The organism is Streptomyces flaveolus, from assembly GCF_014648815.1.
GTDB classification, from domain to species: domain Bacteria; phylum Actinomycetota; class Actinomycetes; order Streptomycetales; family Streptomycetaceae; genus Streptomyces; species Streptomyces flaveolus.
Genome location: NZ_BMRV01000029.1, coordinates 12519 through 28445 on the forward strand (window position 1 = coordinate 12519; position 15927 = coordinate 28445).

The 15927-nt window shown below is 73.7% G+C and carries 10 protein-coding genes; 4 read left to right on the forward strand and 6 right to left on the reverse strand.

Annotated elements, in window-relative coordinates; all coding sequences use genetic code 11:
• The 3 genes from trmB to IEZ05_RS35680 all read right to left on the reverse strand — a co-directional run bounded on the left by trmB (position 1) and on the right by IEZ05_RS35680 (position 3866).
• Entirely contained in the window at positions 1 to 798 is a 798-nt protein-coding gene (gene trmB / locus IEZ05_RS35670; protein ID WP_189234483.1) for a tRNA (guanosine(46)-N7)-methyltransferase TrmB, read from the reverse strand.
• Between the two features lie 340 nt (positions 799 to 1138).
• Entirely contained in the window at positions 1139 to 2359 is a 1221-nt protein-coding gene (gene lhgO / locus IEZ05_RS35675; protein ID WP_189234484.1) for an L-2-hydroxyglutarate oxidase, read from the reverse strand.
• An 85-nt stretch (positions 2360 to 2444) separates the two neighbouring features.
• Positions 2445 to 3866, reverse strand: coding sequence for an MFS transporter (locus IEZ05_RS35680; protein ID WP_189234485.1), 1422 nt, complete (start codon positions 3864 to 3866; stop codon positions 2445 to 2447).
• A 711-nt stretch (positions 3867 to 4577) separates the two neighbouring features.
• Here IEZ05_RS35680 and IEZ05_RS35685 point away from each other — a divergent pair.
• The gene (locus tag IEZ05_RS35685; protein ID WP_189234486.1) at positions 4578 to 6713 is read left to right on the forward strand and encodes an asparagine synthase-related protein; all 2136 of its coding nucleotides are present in this window, start codon (positions 4578 to 4580) and stop codon (positions 6711 to 6713) included.
• A gap of 101 nt (positions 6714 to 6814) precedes the next feature.
• On the opposite strand, the gene IEZ05_RS35690 is transcribed toward IEZ05_RS35685, so the two are convergent.
• Together IEZ05_RS35690 and IEZ05_RS35695 are read right to left on the reverse strand one after the other, a co-directional pair.
• Positions 6815 to 8755, reverse strand: coding sequence for a sigma-70 family RNA polymerase sigma factor (locus tag IEZ05_RS35690; protein ID WP_189234487.1), 1941 nt, complete (start codon positions 8753 to 8755; stop codon positions 6815 to 6817).
• A gap of 373 nt (positions 8756 to 9128) precedes the next feature.
• Positions 9129 to 9935, reverse strand: a complete 807-nt coding sequence (locus IEZ05_RS35695; protein WP_189234488.1) for a TetR/AcrR family transcriptional regulator — start codon at positions 9933 to 9935, stop codon at positions 9129 to 9131.
• Positions 9936 to 10309: 374 nt separating this feature from the next.
• On the opposite strand from IEZ05_RS35695, the gene IEZ05_RS35700 reads away from it, so the two are divergent.
• Both IEZ05_RS35700 and IEZ05_RS35705 read left to right on the forward strand, forming a co-directional pair.
• A complete protein-coding gene (locus IEZ05_RS35700; RefSeq protein ID WP_189234489.1) occupies positions 10310 to 11683 on the forward strand; it encodes an NAD(P)/FAD-dependent oxidoreductase in 1374 nt (457 codons plus the stop codon).
• Positions 11684 to 11857: 174 nt separating this feature from the next.
• Complete coding sequence (locus tag IEZ05_RS35705) at positions 11858 to 13507, forward strand: ATP-binding SpoIIE family protein phosphatase (protein ID WP_189234490.1); 1650 nt, start codon at positions 11858 to 11860, stop codon at positions 13505 to 13507.
• Between the two features lie 60 nt (positions 13508 to 13567).
• Here IEZ05_RS35705 and IEZ05_RS35710 read toward each other — a convergent pair whose 3' ends face one another.
• The gene (locus IEZ05_RS35710; protein ID WP_189234493.1) at positions 13568 to 14845 is read right to left on the reverse strand and encodes an MFS transporter; all 1278 of its coding nucleotides are present in this window, start codon (positions 14843 to 14845) and stop codon (positions 13568 to 13570) included.
• A 137-nt stretch (positions 14846 to 14982) separates the two neighbouring features.
• Between IEZ05_RS35710 and IEZ05_RS35715 the strand changes: the two genes are divergently transcribed.
• Positions 14983 to 15531 carry a MarR family winged helix-turn-helix transcriptional regulator gene (locus IEZ05_RS35715; RefSeq protein ID WP_189234491.1) on the forward strand — a complete coding sequence of 183 codons (549 nt, stop codon included), beginning with the start codon at positions 14983 to 14985 and terminating at the stop codon, positions 15529 to 15531.
• The last annotated feature ends 396 nt before the right edge of the window (positions 15532 to 15927 follow it).

A 15927-nucleotide genomic window follows, 5' to 3' on the forward strand; every position in this document is an offset into this window, starting at 1 on the left:
CTAACCGGTGGGGGGTTGCTCCTGTACGCGACGGAAGAGCAAGTCGTTCACCACATGACCCTTGTCCAGTCCCTGGCCCTCGAAACGGGTCAGCGGCCGGTGGGCGGGGCGCGGCGCGAAACCGCCGTCGGGCATCGTGTTCTCGAAGTCGGGGTGCGCGGTGAGGACCTCGAGCATCTGCTCCGCGTACGGCTCCCAGTCGGTGGCGCAGTGCACGACGCCGCCCGGCGCGAGGCGGGACGCGGCCAGGGTCAGGAACTCCGGCTGGATCAGGCGGCGCTTGTGGTGCCTCTTCTTCGGCCAGGGGTCGGGGAAGTAGACGCGCAGCCCGGCGAGGGAGCCGGGGGCGAGCATCTCGCGCAGGAGGATGATCGCGTCACCGTTGCCCACGCGGATGTTGGACAGCCCGTTCCGGTCGGCGAGGCCGAGCAGGTTTCCCTGGCCGGGGGTGTGGACGTCCACGGCGAGGATGTTGGTGTCCGGGTCGGCGGCGGCCATCTGGGCGGTGGCCTCGCCCATGCCGAAGCCGATCTCCAGGACGACGGGGTGGGTGTTCCCGAACAGCTCGGTGAGGTCGATGACCCGCTGCCCGTCGATGTCCAGTCCCCACGTCGGCCACAGCCGCTGCAGCGCGTCCGCCTGCCCGGCGGTGACCCGGCTCCGGCGCGGCTGGAAACTCCGGATGCGCCGCTCGAAGTGCGACCCGGCGGGATCGGCCTTCGGCCCGTCGGGGAACCGGGGCTCACCCTTGGTACGAATCGGCTGCGAGGTCTCGGGGGAATGATGTGAATCAGACACAGTGAGTCGATTTTACGGCCGGACGAGGGCGACGGCGGCCTCGCCCGCAGCGGTCGGCCGCACGCCGCCCCGGCTGCGGGCAGTCGTGCCTCTCCCAGTGCCTGAACGGCCTGGGATGCGTCCCCAGGGGCGGCACGGGCGGGCGGTGGGGGTGTCCCCGCTCATGGGGGTCCTCCGCGCGAGCGAGGCCGAGCGTGGGGGAGAAGCCGTGAGTGGGGAGGCGGCCCGTCAGCGCCGGGCCGCGCCCCCCGGCCGGCACCCAGGCAGGGCACCCCCGGCAGCGCGGGGCCGCGCGACCCGCCCAATGCACCAGCACAGGGCATCCCAGGACGCCGCCCGGTCACCCCGCCCCCAACGCGGTCAGCGCCCTGCGCCCCACCTCCCGCCCGATCGGCAGCGCCGCCGTCGCCGCCGGGGACGGCGCGTTCAGGACGTGCACCGCACGCGCCCCCTCCTTGATCAGGAAGTCGTCCACCAGCGTCCCGTCCGCCAGGACCGCCTGCGCCCGCACCCCCGCCGGCGCCGCCACCAGGTCGCCCTCCGTCACCGCCGGCAGCAGCCTGCGCACGGCCGACGTGAACGCCCCCTTGGACAGCGACCGCCGCAGCTCCCCTGCCCCGTACCTCCAGTGGCGCCGGGCGATGTGCCACGAGCCCGGCCAGGCGAGCGTGGCGCCCAGCTCGCGGGGCCGGACCACGCCCCAGCCGTACCCCTCCCGGGCCAGCGCCGGCACCGCGTTGGGGCCGACGTGCACGCTGCCGTCGATGCCGCGGGTCAGGTGCACGCCGAGGAACGGGAACGCAGGGTCCGGCACCGGATACACCAGGCCCCGCACCAGCTCCGGCCGCGCCAGCTCGTAGTACTCGCCCCGGAAGGGGACGATCCGCATCCCCGGGTCGTCCCCCGTCATCCGCGCGACCTCGTCACAGTGCAGGCCGGCGCAGTTGACCAGGACCCGGGCGCGGATCACGTCACCGGTACGGGTGCGGACGGCGACCCCGAGGTCCGGGCGCCGGTCGATGCGCAGGACCTCCGCGCCGTAGCGGATCTCCGCCCCGGACGCCCGGGCCAGCTGCCGGGCGACTCCGACGTAGTCGCAGACGCCGGTCGTCCCGACGTGTATGGCCGCCAGGCCCCGGACCTCCGGCTCGTACTCGTGGATCTGGGCCGCGCCCAGCTCCCGCACGGGGATGCCGTTCTCCCGGCCGCGCTGGACCAGCGCGTGCAGTCGGGGCAGCTCCGCCCGGTCGGTGGCGACGATCAGCTTGCCGGTGACAGCGTGGTCGATGCCGTACTCCGCGCAGAACTTGACCATCTCGGCGGCGCCCCGCACCGCGTAGCGGGCCTTCAGCGAGCCCGGGCGGTAGTAGATGCCGCTGTGGATCACGCCGCTGTTGCGGCCGGTCTGGTGCCGGGCCGGTCCCGGCTCCTTCTCCAGGACCGTCACGCGGGTGCCCGGCGCGGTGCGCGTGATCGCGTACGCCGTCGACAGGCCGACGATTCCGCCGCCGATCACCAGCACGTCGCAGTCGTATGCGATCCCGGTCCGCACGCGTCCCACCTCCCGGTCCCTTCCCGGTCCGTCTCCCGGCTTCGATAGTGCACTGCGCCACTGACAATGCCCTCAAACCCGTGCGGCGCCGGAGTCAGGCCGGGGTCACCAGGAGCGGCCGGGCGCGCTCGCGGAGCTCGACCACCCGGGGTTCGTCGCCGTACGGCTCCAGACGGTGCAGGAGATCCTTCACGTACTCGGTGGTACGCGCTGAGGAGATGCGCCCGGCGACCTCGACCGCCCGCACGCCCTGCTCGCAGGCCGCGTCCAGGTTGCCGGACTCCAGCTCGGCCACCGCCGAGACGACGAGCCGCAGTCCGTGCGAGCGTACGAACTCCTCCGTCGGCTGCGACAGGGCCTGCTCGGTGAAGCGGCGGACCTGGCGTGGTGCCTTCAGGTCGCGGTAGCACTCGGCCGCGTCGGCGGCGAACCGGTCGTAGGAGTAGAAACCCAGCCACGTCGGATCGTTGTCACCGGGCCGGGCGCGCTCCAGCCAGCTCTCGGCGGCCTTCAGGGCGGCGCCCGCCGCCGGTGCGTCACCCGCGCGCGCGTGGGCGCGTGCCTCGACCAGGCGGAAGAAGCTCATCGTGCGGGCCGTGGCCAGGCCGCGGTTGCGTTCCAGGGCTGCCTGGGCGAGGTCCACGCCCTCGTCACCGAAGCCGCGGTAGGTGGCCTGGAGGGACATGGAGGCGAGGACGTAGCCGCCCAGGGGGACGTCGGCCGCCGCGCGGGCCAGGCGCAGGGCCTGGATGTAGTAGCGCTGGGCGGCTTCCTGCTGGCCGGTGTCGAAGGCCATCCAGCCGGCCAGGCGGGTCAGTTCGGCCGAGGCGCCGAACAGGGCGCGGCCGACCTCGTCGGAGTAGGAGCCGAGGAGCAGCGGGGCCGCCTCGACGCGTAAGCACTCGGGGACCATCGAGGAACGCCAGTCGCCGCCGCCGTACTTGGAGTCCCAGCGGCGGGCGTCCTCGGCGGCCTCCCGCAGTTTCCGCACATCGCTGTGGCCGACTTTGAGCGGTGCGCCGGAGCCCTCGGCCGGGCTCGCGTCGCGCGCCACCGAGCTGTCGGCCGGGGTTATCAGCCACCGTGAGGCGGGCGTCGCGTACGCGCTCACCGCGAACGAGCCGGCGAGCGACTGCCAGATGCCGCCGCCGGTCCGGCGTCCGGCGAGGTCGAGGCGGTACAGCTCGGTGGCGGACCTGACCGCCTGTCCGACGTCCCGCGGGAAGGCGAGACCCACTTCGGGGGCGGGATCCGCGTCCGCCAGGCCGATCTCGTGGAGCGGCACCGGACGGCCGAGCTTCTGGCCGATGGCGGCGGCGATCAGGTGCGGAGCCGCACCCTGCGGCACCATGCCCTTCGACACCCAGCGCGCCACCGACGTCTTGTCGTAGCGAAGCGTCAACCCGCGCTGGGCGCCGAGGTCGTTGACGCGCCGGGCGAGTCCTGCGTTGCTGATTCCCGCGAGGGCGAGAACGGCGCCGAGCTTTTCGTTCGGCCCGCGTTGCTCCCTGGACATGCGCCACCCCTCGACACAGACGGCTGCCGCACTGGCATAACCATGCGGCATTCGTAAACCCAGCGTAGTTCGCCGCATCCCATGCGTTAAGAGGCATTGTTCCGGATGGCGGGATTGTGGTCCGTACTGAAGTGCGGTGTCTGTACGGACTGTTGCCGCGTGCTCCCGGTGTGTGGCCGTGCGCCCGCCCGTGCGCTCTTCTCCGGCCACCGAGGGAGCGGTTCCATGGCGGTGCGTGGGTCGGCCCGCTGTACTGGGTCCAGTGGGCTGGGGGACGCCGCCGCCTACATCCCCGCGGGCGGCGGACCGGTCCGGGAGGCGTGGCCCGTCTCCCGGACTGCGCGCCGCCGGGCGGTGCGCAGAGGCTGTACGGAGCGTGGTCATAACTGTCTGTGTGACGCCTACTTGGCCAAAAAAAGCCCCCTCTCTTCAGGGGCTCCGGCGCCCTCACCACGGGACTTGAGGGCGCGTCGGGTAGCCAAAGGGCGCGTTCCGGGGGCGCATTCGCGTCGCCGGGGTGAGCCCCCCGGAAGGCCGACGCGCCGTGACCGGCATACGGCCACCGGCACTTGACGTCCTCACGTGGGTATCCGCGGGGGCGCATTCACGGGAGCACATGCGGCTCCGCCGACGCTCTGCGGCGCGCCCTTCATGGCAGCATGGGGAACCAGTTCGTACGGTGCACTGGTTCCCCGGCCTGTGGAGGCGTCGATGCGGTGGTTGGTGGGGTGGAGCAGCACCGCCGTGGGAGCCGCGGGAAGCGCGGGGGCCGGCGGCTCCGCCGGGGCCACCGGGTACGACGGTGAGACGGTGCAGCCCGTGGGATCCCAGCTCCTGTGGGGCGACCCCGACCCCCTGTGGGCGGTCGGCGACTGGCGCCCCGACGAGGTACGCGTCGTCACGGCCGACCCTCAGACCAGGATCGCCGTCCTCGGCATCTGCGGCGCGTCCGACGAGCAGTTGCGCGTCGGGCTGTTCGCCGCGCGCGGCGGGGCACTGCGGCACCTGACCGCGTGGCCCGGCAGCTACACGGCGGTCGTCCAGGTCGGCCGGCGAATCACCGTCTGCGGTGATCTCGCGGGCGCGCGACCCGTCTTCCACACTCCCTGGGCGGGCGGCACGGCGTACGCGACCGCCGCGCTGCCCCTGGCCGACCTCGTCGAGGCCAACCTCGACTTCGGGCACCTCGCCGCGCTGCTCGCCGCCCCGGACGTACCGGCCGCGCTGGACGACTCCACCCCGTACGACGGCGTGAAGCGCATTCCGCCGGGGCATGCGCTGATCCTGCGCGCCGGGGCGCGCGAGATCGCCGGGTACGAGCAGGTCGCCTCGCTCGCCGTGGCGGCACCCGCCGCCGACCCGGACAGAGCCGTCGACGGCGTGCGGGACGCGCTGGTGGAAGCCGTCCGGACCCGCCTCGCCGCACCCCGGCACGTCCCCGGTGACGGCATCGACCCGGGGCCGGTGCCGGGCATGGGGCCCGCCGAACGGCGCGCCGCGCGCGGGATGCCGGTGCCCGGGATCGGCGCCGACCTGTCCGGCGGACCGGCCTCGGGGACGCTGGCGCTGCTGGCCGCCGGGCTGCCGGGGATGCCGGGCACCGTGCTCGGGCACGGCACGGGCGCGGGCGAGCGCCTGCTCGCCGTCACCTTCAACGACCTGGCCGTCGGCGGACGCGAGTCCGAACTGGAGCGGGCGGGCGCACTGGCCGCCAACCCGCGCCTGCACCACGTGGTCGTCACCGGTGGCGAGGAGGTCCTGCCGTACGCCACGCTCGACGGGCCCCTCACCGACGAACCGGGTTCCTGCCTGGTGTCGGCGGCGCGGCACCGGGCACGGCTGGCCGCCGGCAGCGCGGACCACTTCACGGGCTACGGGGCGCGGCAGGTGCTCGACGCCCATCCGGCACGGCTGGCCGACCTGCTGATGGACCGCAAACGGCGCCATCTCGTCCGTCCGGTCGCCGCGCTCGCCAAGGCCGACGGCTCGGTGCTGGTTCCCGCGCGCGTGTACGCCGCGGCCCGGCGCCTGTCGCGCATGCCCTACCGCGCGGGCGTCGAGGGACTCGCCGAGCGGCTGATGCGCCGGCGTTTCGACGAGGCGGCCGGCGGGGGCGGTGGCGGTGGCGGTGCGATGGAGGCGTCGCTCGCCGTGCTCACCTGGGCCGGGCCCGGGCCGGCGGCACGGTGGCTGACCGGAGAGGCGCTCGCTGAAGTATCGGTTCGCCTCCAGGCGTCCACCCAACGGTCAGGGGTCGGGCCGGGACAGCGGCCCGGTGACTTCCGCGCGCGTGCCGCACTGGCCCGGCAGGCGGCCGAGGTGCGGGTGCTGGAGCAGGCCGCGGAGATCCGCTTCCAGCGTCTGCACGCGCCGTTCCTCGACAACCAGGTCGTCCGCGCCTGCCGTGCGCTGCCGGAGGCGCTGCGCGTCCAGCCCGGGGCACGGGCCGCGATCCTGCGTACGGTGCTGGAGGGCGCCGGGGTGAGCGAGCTGCCGAGCGGGTGGGGGGCGCCGACGCAGGCGCTGGCCGCCTCCGCCGCGCGGGCGGGGCTGCGGGTCGCCGCCGATTCCCTGCTGGCGCTGTTCGACACGCCGCTGCTCGCGGAGGCGGGGCTGGTCGAGGCGCGGGTCGTGCGCAAGGCGGTGCGCGGGGCGGCCGCGGGTGAGCCGCTGCCACTGGACGGGCTGGCCGACCTGATCTCGCTGGAGCTCTGGCTGCGCCGCCTCCTCGCCCGCCGGGGCACCTGCTGGACCGGCACCCCGGCACGGCAACGCGCGGTCCCCGCGGGCATCGCGCCGCAACGGGGGGCGTTGGGGGGCGCGGGCACCGTGGCGCGACGCGGGTGACGGCGCCCGCACCAGCCCGTTAGTACGGGTTCGGCGAGGTGAGGTGCGCGTGGCGCGGCCGCGTCACCGGCACACGGTCGGGCGGTACGCCACCCGGGCTCCTACGCGCAGGTGAAGCGCGACTGCGCCCAGTCCGCGAGCGCCACCGAGTCGACGGGGCTGTGCGGCTCGGCCACCAGCCGTACGGTCTCGCGTCCCGAGAGGTCCACGTGGACGGGTACCGCCGGGTCGCCACCCTTGACCGTCCCCGAGTTCCACAGCCGGACGCCGTCCGCGTACACCGAGAAGTGGACCTTGCCGAGCTTCATCGTCAGGTCGTCGACGCCGACCAGAGCGTCGTAGGACGAGCACGCGCGGTTGAGGTCGACGGTGACGGAGGAGTGTCCGTTCACGGTGACGCCGTCCGCGTACCGCACGTCGCCGATCGAGAGGTCGGAGCGCTGCCACACCCAGCTGCTCCCGGCCAGCCGCATCTCGGGTCCGGTGCCGTCACCGGTCAGGTCGTACGCCAGCTCGCTCCACCGGTAGACGGTCGGGGCGGGCGGCGGCGTCGGTGCCGGGGGTGGGGTCGGAGTGGGAGTGGGAGTGGGGGTGGGGGTGGGAGTCGGCGTCGGCGTCGGCTCGGGGGTGGGCGTGGGCCTGGGCGCGGCGGGTGCCGGGGGTGGCGTCGGCGTGGGTGTCGGAGTGGGCGTGGGCGTGGGCGTCGGGGCCGGCGCGGGCGCGGCCACCGGCGGTCGCGGAGGCGGGGTCCGCTTCGGCGGCGTGGGCGTGTCCGGCGCGGGCTGCGCCACCGGTGAGGAGGCGGGCGGGGCCGCCTTCGCCGGCTCCTTGTCCGGGGCGTCGTTGCCGGTCAGCGCGAAGACCAGCGCCGCCGCGGCGGCCACCGCCGTCACACCGGCCGCGATACCGGCCCTCACCGGCGCGCCCAGCCCTTCGGAGGCCGCCGCGCCGCCCCCGGCGCCCGCTCCGCCGGACGTGCCACCGCCCGCCGCGGCCGCCGCGCCCGCGGCACCGGCCGCACCGGCTCCCGCACCGCCGGCGATGAGCCCGGCCGCCTTGGCGTACCCGGCGACGCCGAACCAGCCGATGACCGCGACCGGCACCACGGCGGGGATGCCGCTCGCGACCTCCTCGATCTGACTGGCGGCCAGCCGGCACCGGGCGCACTCCTCCAGATGCTTGCGCAGACCCCGTTCGGCCCGGGTGCGCAGCCTGCCGCGGGCGTAGGTGCCGAGCTGGTCGGCGTAGCGGGCGCACTCCTCGTCGGCGGCGAGGGCGTCGCTGACGTGCGCCTGGAGGTAGGCCTGCTTCAGGCCCTCGCGGGCGCGGCTGGCGAGCACGCGCGTGCCGTTGGCGTCCAGCCCGAAGAGCATGGCCACCTCGCTCGGCGACTCGTCCTCGACCTCGGTGTGCCACAGCACGGCCTGCCACCGCTCCGGCAGCGACCGGAACGCCTGCATGGCCATGGACTGCTCGGCCTCGTGCATCGCGCGCACGTCGGCGCCCAGTTCCAGGGTGTCGTCGTCCGGCACCTTCGCGGTGTGCGCGGACTGCGCGGCGAACACGGCGAAGTCGTCGACCAGCTGCTCCCGCCTGGCCGACCGCGTCCAGCCCGCGGCGACGCGCCGTACGGCGGTCAGCAGGTACGCGCGGACGGCGTGCTCGGGTCCGGAACCGCCGCGCACCGCCTGGAGCATGCGGGCGAACACCTCGGCGGTGAGGTCGTCCGCGGTGTGCGCGTCGCGGCAGCAGGTGCGCGCGTACCGGCGCACCGCGTCCGCGTGGCGCCGGTACAGCTCCTCGTAGGCCGTGTCGTCGCCCGAGCGCATCAGCCGGATCAGCTCGGCGTCGGACGGCGGCACGTCGCGCGGGGGCGGCAGCACGCTGTCCTCGTGCAGCTCCCGTTGTGCCGGGACGCCGCCTCCCGCGAAGGCGCCGCCCTGCGGGACCTTCGCGGGGCCGCCCTGGCCCGGTACCTGCGGCGGGTCACCGGGTCCGGCATCGCCGTCACCGCGTGCACCGTCCCGCCCGTCAACGCTCATCGCGGAAAGCCCCCGCCACCTGCCCACCCAGACCCGAACACCGGGTCAGGGTGCCACAGGGGCTTTTGGTCAGGAACCCGCACCGTGGACGGTCACTCGTCCGTGGTCACTTGCCGCAACGCAGTACTAAGGGTCAGCCGTTCGGGGAAGGGATACGCGTTTGCCTCCGGCCTCGACGGTCAGGGAGCGAGTCGCGTTCCCGAGGGGCGCGCATCCCGTTCCCGTCGGCCGGGGAGCGCGGGCACCGTTGCCGTCGGCCGGGGAGCGCGGGCACCATTGCCGACGGCCGGGGAGTACGCACCCCGCTCCCGACAAGGCCCCGAGCGAGACGCGCGGAGTGTCCCCCGCCGCCCCGCTCGACGCCTCACCGGCCTCACGCGGGACGCGAACGCAGCCCCTCCAGCAGGATGTCCAGCAGCCGGGCCGAGGCCGCCGCCTGCTGTGCCGCGTCGGGCAGCGAGGGCGCCGCCGTGGCTATCACCAGCAGCACGTCCGACACCGACACGTCCGGCCGCAGCTCGCCCGCCGCACGGGCGCGCTCCACGAGCCGGCCCACGACCTCCAGCAGCGCCGCCGCCCCGTGATCGTCCCCCGGGGCGAGAGGCGTCCCGACGGAGCCGGCCGGCGAACCCGGTCCGGGCCCCAGCGGCACCGCGTCCTCGGGCACCAGCCGCAGCTCACCGGAGCCCGGCTGCATCCGCTGCTGCGGCACCCGCGGCTCACCAGCCGCGCCGTCACCCTCGTCCGGCACACCGACCCGCAGCACCTGCGGCGGCAGCAGCCGGCCGGCCCCCGACGCCACCGACGTGCGCAGGAAGCGCGACAGCGCCGACCACGGCTCGTCCTCCTGCCCGAGCGCCGCCCGGGCCTGATCGGTCAGCCGGGCCGTCTCCTCCTCGGCTATCCGCCGCACCAGGACGTCCTTGCTCGGGAAGCGCCGGTACACCGTGCCGACACCGACCCGGGCCCGCCGCGCCACGTCCTCCATCGGCGCGCCGTACCCCAGCTCGCCGAACACCTCGCGCGCCGCGCGCAGCACGTGCTCCAGATTGCGCTGGGCGTCCACGCGCAGGGGCGCCGTACGCCCACCGTCACCGCGTCCGCCGCCCGTCGCCGCCCCCATCACGCCACCGGGCGCGACAGCGGAAGCGGACGACCAATGAGAGTCCTGAACATGCATCGACAATCCCCCGGTAATGACGTCTCCCCCCGGAGACTCTCCCCGCCATTGAAAGCCGGAGTGCGCGTGACGGACCCGGTCCGGCGGCCCGCCTGTCGCGGACCCCGTGAGCACATCCCCCTACACTCCGTGGGGACGAACATAGTTGAGCGGGAGTCAATTCAGAAGGGGCAGGTTCCGCACGGAGCGCCCCCCGATCGGAGTACGGGTCGTATACGCCCGGAATATGCCCCCGCCCGTTCGCCGTCCCACCCACACTGACCTGCGTCTGCGCCGCACACCACGGCGATCCGGCCAACCCGGCGCCCGAGTGGTCTCCGGTCACACAAATCGCCGAGCCTGTGGACAAACGCAAGCGGCGGGTGCGTCATGGGATGGTGAAGGAACGTGCGCGCATTCTCGTTGTCGGCGGCGGCTACGTCGGGATGTACACGGCCCTGCGTCTCCAGCGGAACCTGAAGGGCGAACTCCGGCGGGGCGAGGCGGAGATCACCGTCGTCACCCCCGACCCCTACATGACGTATCAGCCGTTCCTCCCCGAGGCGGCGGCCGGCTCCATCTCCCCGCGCCACGTCGTCGTGCCACTGCGCCGCGTCCTCGACCAGTGCCACGTCGTCGTCGGCGAGGCGCACAGCATCGACCACACCGGCCGGACCGCCACCGTCACCACCCTCGCCACCGAGGAGGAGGGCACGGGAGCCCGCCGGCTGGAGTACGACGAACTCGTGCTCGCGCCCGGCTCGGTCTCACGCACCCTCCCCGTCCCCGGCCTAGCCGACCACGGCATCGGCTTCAAGACCGTGGAGGAGGCCATCGGCCTGCGCAACCACGTCCTCGAGCAGCTGGACATCGCCTCCTCCACCCGCGACCCCGCGATCCGGGACGCCGCCCTCACCTTCGTCTTCGTCGGCGGAGGCTTCGCCGGGGTCGAGGCGCTCGGTGAGCTGGAGGACATGGCCCGCTACGCCGCCCGCTACTACCACAACGTCACGCCCGAGGACATGAAGTGGATCCTCGTCGAGGCCTCGGGCCGCATCCTGCCCGAGGTCGGCGAGGACATGGGCCGCTACACGGTCACCGAGCTGCGCCGCCGCAACATCGACGTACGCCTGGAGACCCGCCTGGAGTCCTGCGCGGACCGCGTCGCCGTCCTCAGCGACGGCGCCCGCTTCCCCACCCGCACGGTCGTCTGGACGGCCGGCGTCAAACCCCACCCCGTCCTCGCCGCCACCGACCTGCCTCTCGACGACCGCGGCCGGCTCCTGTGCACCCCCCAACTGGCCGTCGACGGCGCACCGCACGCGTGGGCCGCGGGCGACGCCGCCGCCGTTCCCGACGTCACGGCCGCCGGACCCGGCGGGGAGTGCGCACCCAACGCCCAGCACGCCGTCCGCCAGGCCAGGGTCCTCGGCGACAACATCGCGCACGCCCTGCGCGGCGAGCCCCTCGACACGTACGCGCACAAGTACGTCGGCTCCGTCGCCTCCCTCGGCTTCCACCAGGGCGTCGCGCACGTCTACGGACGCAGGCTGAAGGGCTACCCGGCGTGGTTCATGCACCGCGCCTACCACCTCAGCCGCGTCCCCACCGTCAACCGCAAGGCGCGCGTGCTGGCCGAATGGGCCCTCGCCGGACTCTTCAAACGGGAGATCGTCTCCCTGGGATCACTCGAACATCCCCGCGCCGAGTTCGAACTCGCGGCCGGTGGAAAGCCTTCTCAGGAACCTCCGCGCAACCCGAAGGGGTAGTCCTGGCCGGAGTCAGGAACTCCCCGGGCCGGCCCGGCGTCTGACGGATGTCGGCCGGTCGGCACCCTGCCAGACTGGTCCACCACCGGGGGCGGGCCGCCGCTCACCCCGCGCGGCTCCCGGGCCCTGCCGGTTCCGGTACCGGCCGCCGACGACTACCCGAGGCAAGGATTCGTGAACTTCACGCGCTGGAGCGCCCGACTCCCCGGAACGCAGCGCCGCGCCGCAGCGCGGACCGACACGACGCTCTCCCCCGACCGTCGGGGAGACGGCTCCGTCCCCGCCGCCCGCGCCGAGCAGCTGACCGACGAGGCCCCGCCCGTACCGGCCGTCGACGACCTGCCGACGCGCGACGTGCTCGACCGCGTCCCGGCCCTCGTCGCCCTCGTCCACGGCCCCGACCACCGCATCGCCTACGTCAACGACGCCTACGCCACGGCCTTCGGCGTACGCCCCGTCGGCAGAGGGGCCCGCGAGGCCCTCCCCGAGCTCGACGCGCTGGGGCTCTTCCCGCTCCTCGACCAGGTGCAGCGCAGCGGCAGACCCCGCACCCTCAAGTCCCGCAAGGCCCCCGACGGCCGTTCGTACACCTTCACCTGCACCCCGGTCACCGAGGGCGACGGCGGCGGCGACCGCGGCGTCCTCGTCTTCGCCACCGACGTCACCGACCACGCCGAAGCCGCCGCCCGCCTCCGCGCGAGCGAACGCCGCCAGCGGGAAACCGCCGTCACCCTCCAGCGCTCCCTGCTCCCGCAGGAGCTCGAGGAGCCCGACGACCTGCGCGTCGCCGCCACGTACCACCCCGGCGGCACCGAGGCCGCGGTCGGCGGCGACTGGTACGACGTGATCACCCTCGGCGGCGGCCGCACCGCCCTGGTCATCGGCGACGTCATGGGCAGGGGCGTCCGCGCGGCCGCGGTCATGGGCCAGCTCCGTACGGCGGTGCGGGCCTACGCCCGCCTCGACCTGCCCCCGCACGAGGTCCTCCAGCTCCTGGACGGCCTCGCCACCGAGATCGACGCCAACCAGATCGCCACCTGTGTCTACGCCATCCACGACCCGAACGAGGGCCGGCTGGTGTACGCCTCCGCCGGGCACCTGCCCATCCTGGTCCGCGACGAGACGGGCACCGTCCAGCGCGCCGACGAGCCCACCGGCCCCCCGCTCGGCACGGGCGGCTGGATGCACGCGTCGGGCTCCATCGCCCTGACCCCCGGCTCCACCGCCGTCCTCTACACCGACGGCCTGGTGGAGCGCCGCAACGAGGACCTGGACGAGGGCATCGCCGCCCTGGAACGCGCCCTGTCGGGGGCGACCGGCAGCCCCCAGGTGGTCTGCGACCGCCTGGTCCGCTCGGCCGGCGTCACCCCGGAACACGACGACGACGTGGCCGTCCTGGTCCTGCAGCACCCCGCCCGCAAGGGCGCCGAGGCCGAGCTCTTCCGCAACGCCACCCTCGAACTGCTCGGGGGCGTCGAGGCGGCCCCCCGCGCGCGTGCCTTCGCCTCCGGTGTCCTCGCCAGCTGGCGCTTCCCCGCCGACCTGCACGACGCGGGCGTCCTGGCGACCAGCGAGCTGGTCGCCAACTCCCTCCAGCACGGCACGCCCCCCATGCGTCTGCGCCTGCGCCGCACGGACCGACGCCTGATCATCGAGGTCACCGACGGCGACGACCACCTCCCCCGGCGCCGTCGCGCGGAACCGGGGGACGAGTCCGGCCGGGGCATCGCCATCGTCGCGACGATCGCCTCCAACTGGGGTTCCAGACGCACGCCCGGCGGCGGCAAGTCCGTCTGGTGCGAGTTCGTCCTGCCGAAGCCGTGAACCTCGGGTCGCGCCGTCAGCCGTGAACCGTGACGGGCGCGGGATCCGTCACGGGCTCGCTCACGCCTCCGCGGCCGCCACGGCGCCCGCCGGCGTCCCGCCCTGCGTGACCACCCGGCTCCGCGCGAGCGCCGGCTGGTTCTGCACGTCCGTGAGCTGCCGCCCCAGCCGCACCGCCAGCACCGAGATCCCCAGCGAGAACAGCAGGAACATCACGATGTACGGCGCGTGCAGCGAGGCCCCGAGCGGGCCGCCCACGGCCGGCCCGATCGCCAGCGCGAGCTGCTTCACCAGGGCGAAGGCGGAGTTGTACTGCCCGGCCAGCCCGGTCGGCGCCAGGTCGGCCACCAGCGGGGCCAGCGTCGGCGACAGCATCGCCTCACCCAGCCCGAACAGCGCGTACGTCGAGATGAACGCGGCCGTCGCCATCGTCTGGCTGCCGTGCCCGAGCCCGGCGTACCCGGCCACCGCCCACGCCACGGCCCAGATCAGACCCACGGCGGCGATCACGCGGGACCGCTTCCGCCGCTCCACGAACTTCAGCACGGCGAACTGCGCGACCACGATCATCAGCGTGTTCGCCGCCAGCGCCGTCCCCAGCGCGGACGTCGAGATCCCGGCGGCCTCGACGCCGTAGGCGCTCAGCCCCGACTCGAACTGCCCGTAGCAGGCGAAGAACAGCACGAAGCCCAGCACGCACAGCTGCACCATGGCCCGGTTGCCCAGCAGCTGCTTCCAGCCGCCGCCGGAGGCCTGTCCCGGTGCGTCTCCCACCCGCGGCGCACGCGGCATCCGCACCGTCGCCATCACCACGACCAGCAGCAGGAACATCGCCGCCTCGATCGCGAACAGCAGCGTGAACGACGCGGCGCTCGTGGTGTCGACCAGGTGACCCCCGATGAGCCCGCCGACGCCGAGCCCCAGGTTCTGCAGGAAGAACTGCATGGCGAACGCCCGCGACCGCGTCTCCGAGGGGGAGCAGTCCACGATCATCGTGGCGAGCGCCGGCTGCATCACGGCCTGTCCCGCCCCCAGCGCGGCAGCGGACAGCAGCACGGTGGCCGACGTGGCCGCGAGCCCCAGGCTCAGCGCGCCGACCGCGGCGGTGACCAGGGCGACCAACAGCACCGGCAGCGGGCCCCGCCGGACGATGGCCCGCCCGGCGAACGGCAGCACGATCAGCGCGGCCACGGCGAAGACGGCCAGTACGAGACCCGCCGTCATGGACCCCAGCCCCCGTACCTGCGCCACATAGACGTACAGGTAGGGGACGGTGAAGCCCAGTCCGAACGCGCTGAGTGCGTTGCCCACGTGGATCCGGCGCATCGCGGCGCCCATTGCCCTGGTCACGTTCACCCTCTCTTGGGTAGTCCGCTTCAGCCGTTAGAGCTGAAGACTTAGAAGCTAAAGTTCGAAGCTAAAGAGTACATACCGAAGGACTTCAAGGCAAAGGAGCGGCGTGCCATACTGCGGCCATGGGCGACACCTCCGGCGCCGGCGAGCCGCCACTCGAAGAACAGATCGCCGCCTACCAGCGCGAGTTCCAGGACCTCGACCCGCAGGTGGAGAAGATCGTTTCGGCTCTCTCCCGGCTCAACCGGCGGATGAACGTCGCGTACGGCCGCCAGACGGCCGAGCTCGGCATCAGCAACACGGACTGGGAAGTACTCAAGGCGCTGGTCCTGTCAGGTGCTCCCTACCGGCTGGGGCCCGGCGACCTCGCCAAGCGCCTCGGCCTGACGCCGGCCGCCATGACCCACCGCATCGACCGGATGGTGACGGAGGGGCTGGTGACCCGGGAGCGCGACGAGTCGAACCGGGTCCGCGTGATCGTCGAGCTGACGGGTGACGGGCGTGAGAAGTGGCTGGAGGCCATGCGTCTCGCCACGGTCTTCGAGGAGGACCTCCTCCAGGACCTCTCGGCGGACGAGCGGTCGGCCCTCGGCGAGGTCCTCACCCGCCTCCTGCGCAGGGTCGAGCACGCGCAGCCCGACGCCGGCGGACGGCTCAGCGACCTCGATTAAAAGATCTTGACAGGGAGGCTTGACACCCCCCTGCGGGATCCGTAGAGTTCTTCGGGTTGCCACGGGGCCGTAACGGTTCTGCGGTAGCACCTCCCGCCGCAGCAGCGGCACACCAAACCATCAGCACGACCTCCCACTGGGAACTGTTTCGGCGTGTCCGAATTCAATTCCGAATGGGACTCGGTGCCCCGGTCGACACCGATTGGGAAACGCCGAGAAAGTCCGCTAAGGTTTGAGACGTCGGAACGGCCCAACAGCCGGGAAGACAACCCCCTCTGACGGGGAATCAGAGCCCGAAAGGATCTGATAGAGTCGGAACCGCCGGAAAGGGAAACGCGAAAGCGGGAACCTGGAAAGCGCCGAGGAAATCGGATCGGAAAAGGATCTGATAGAGTC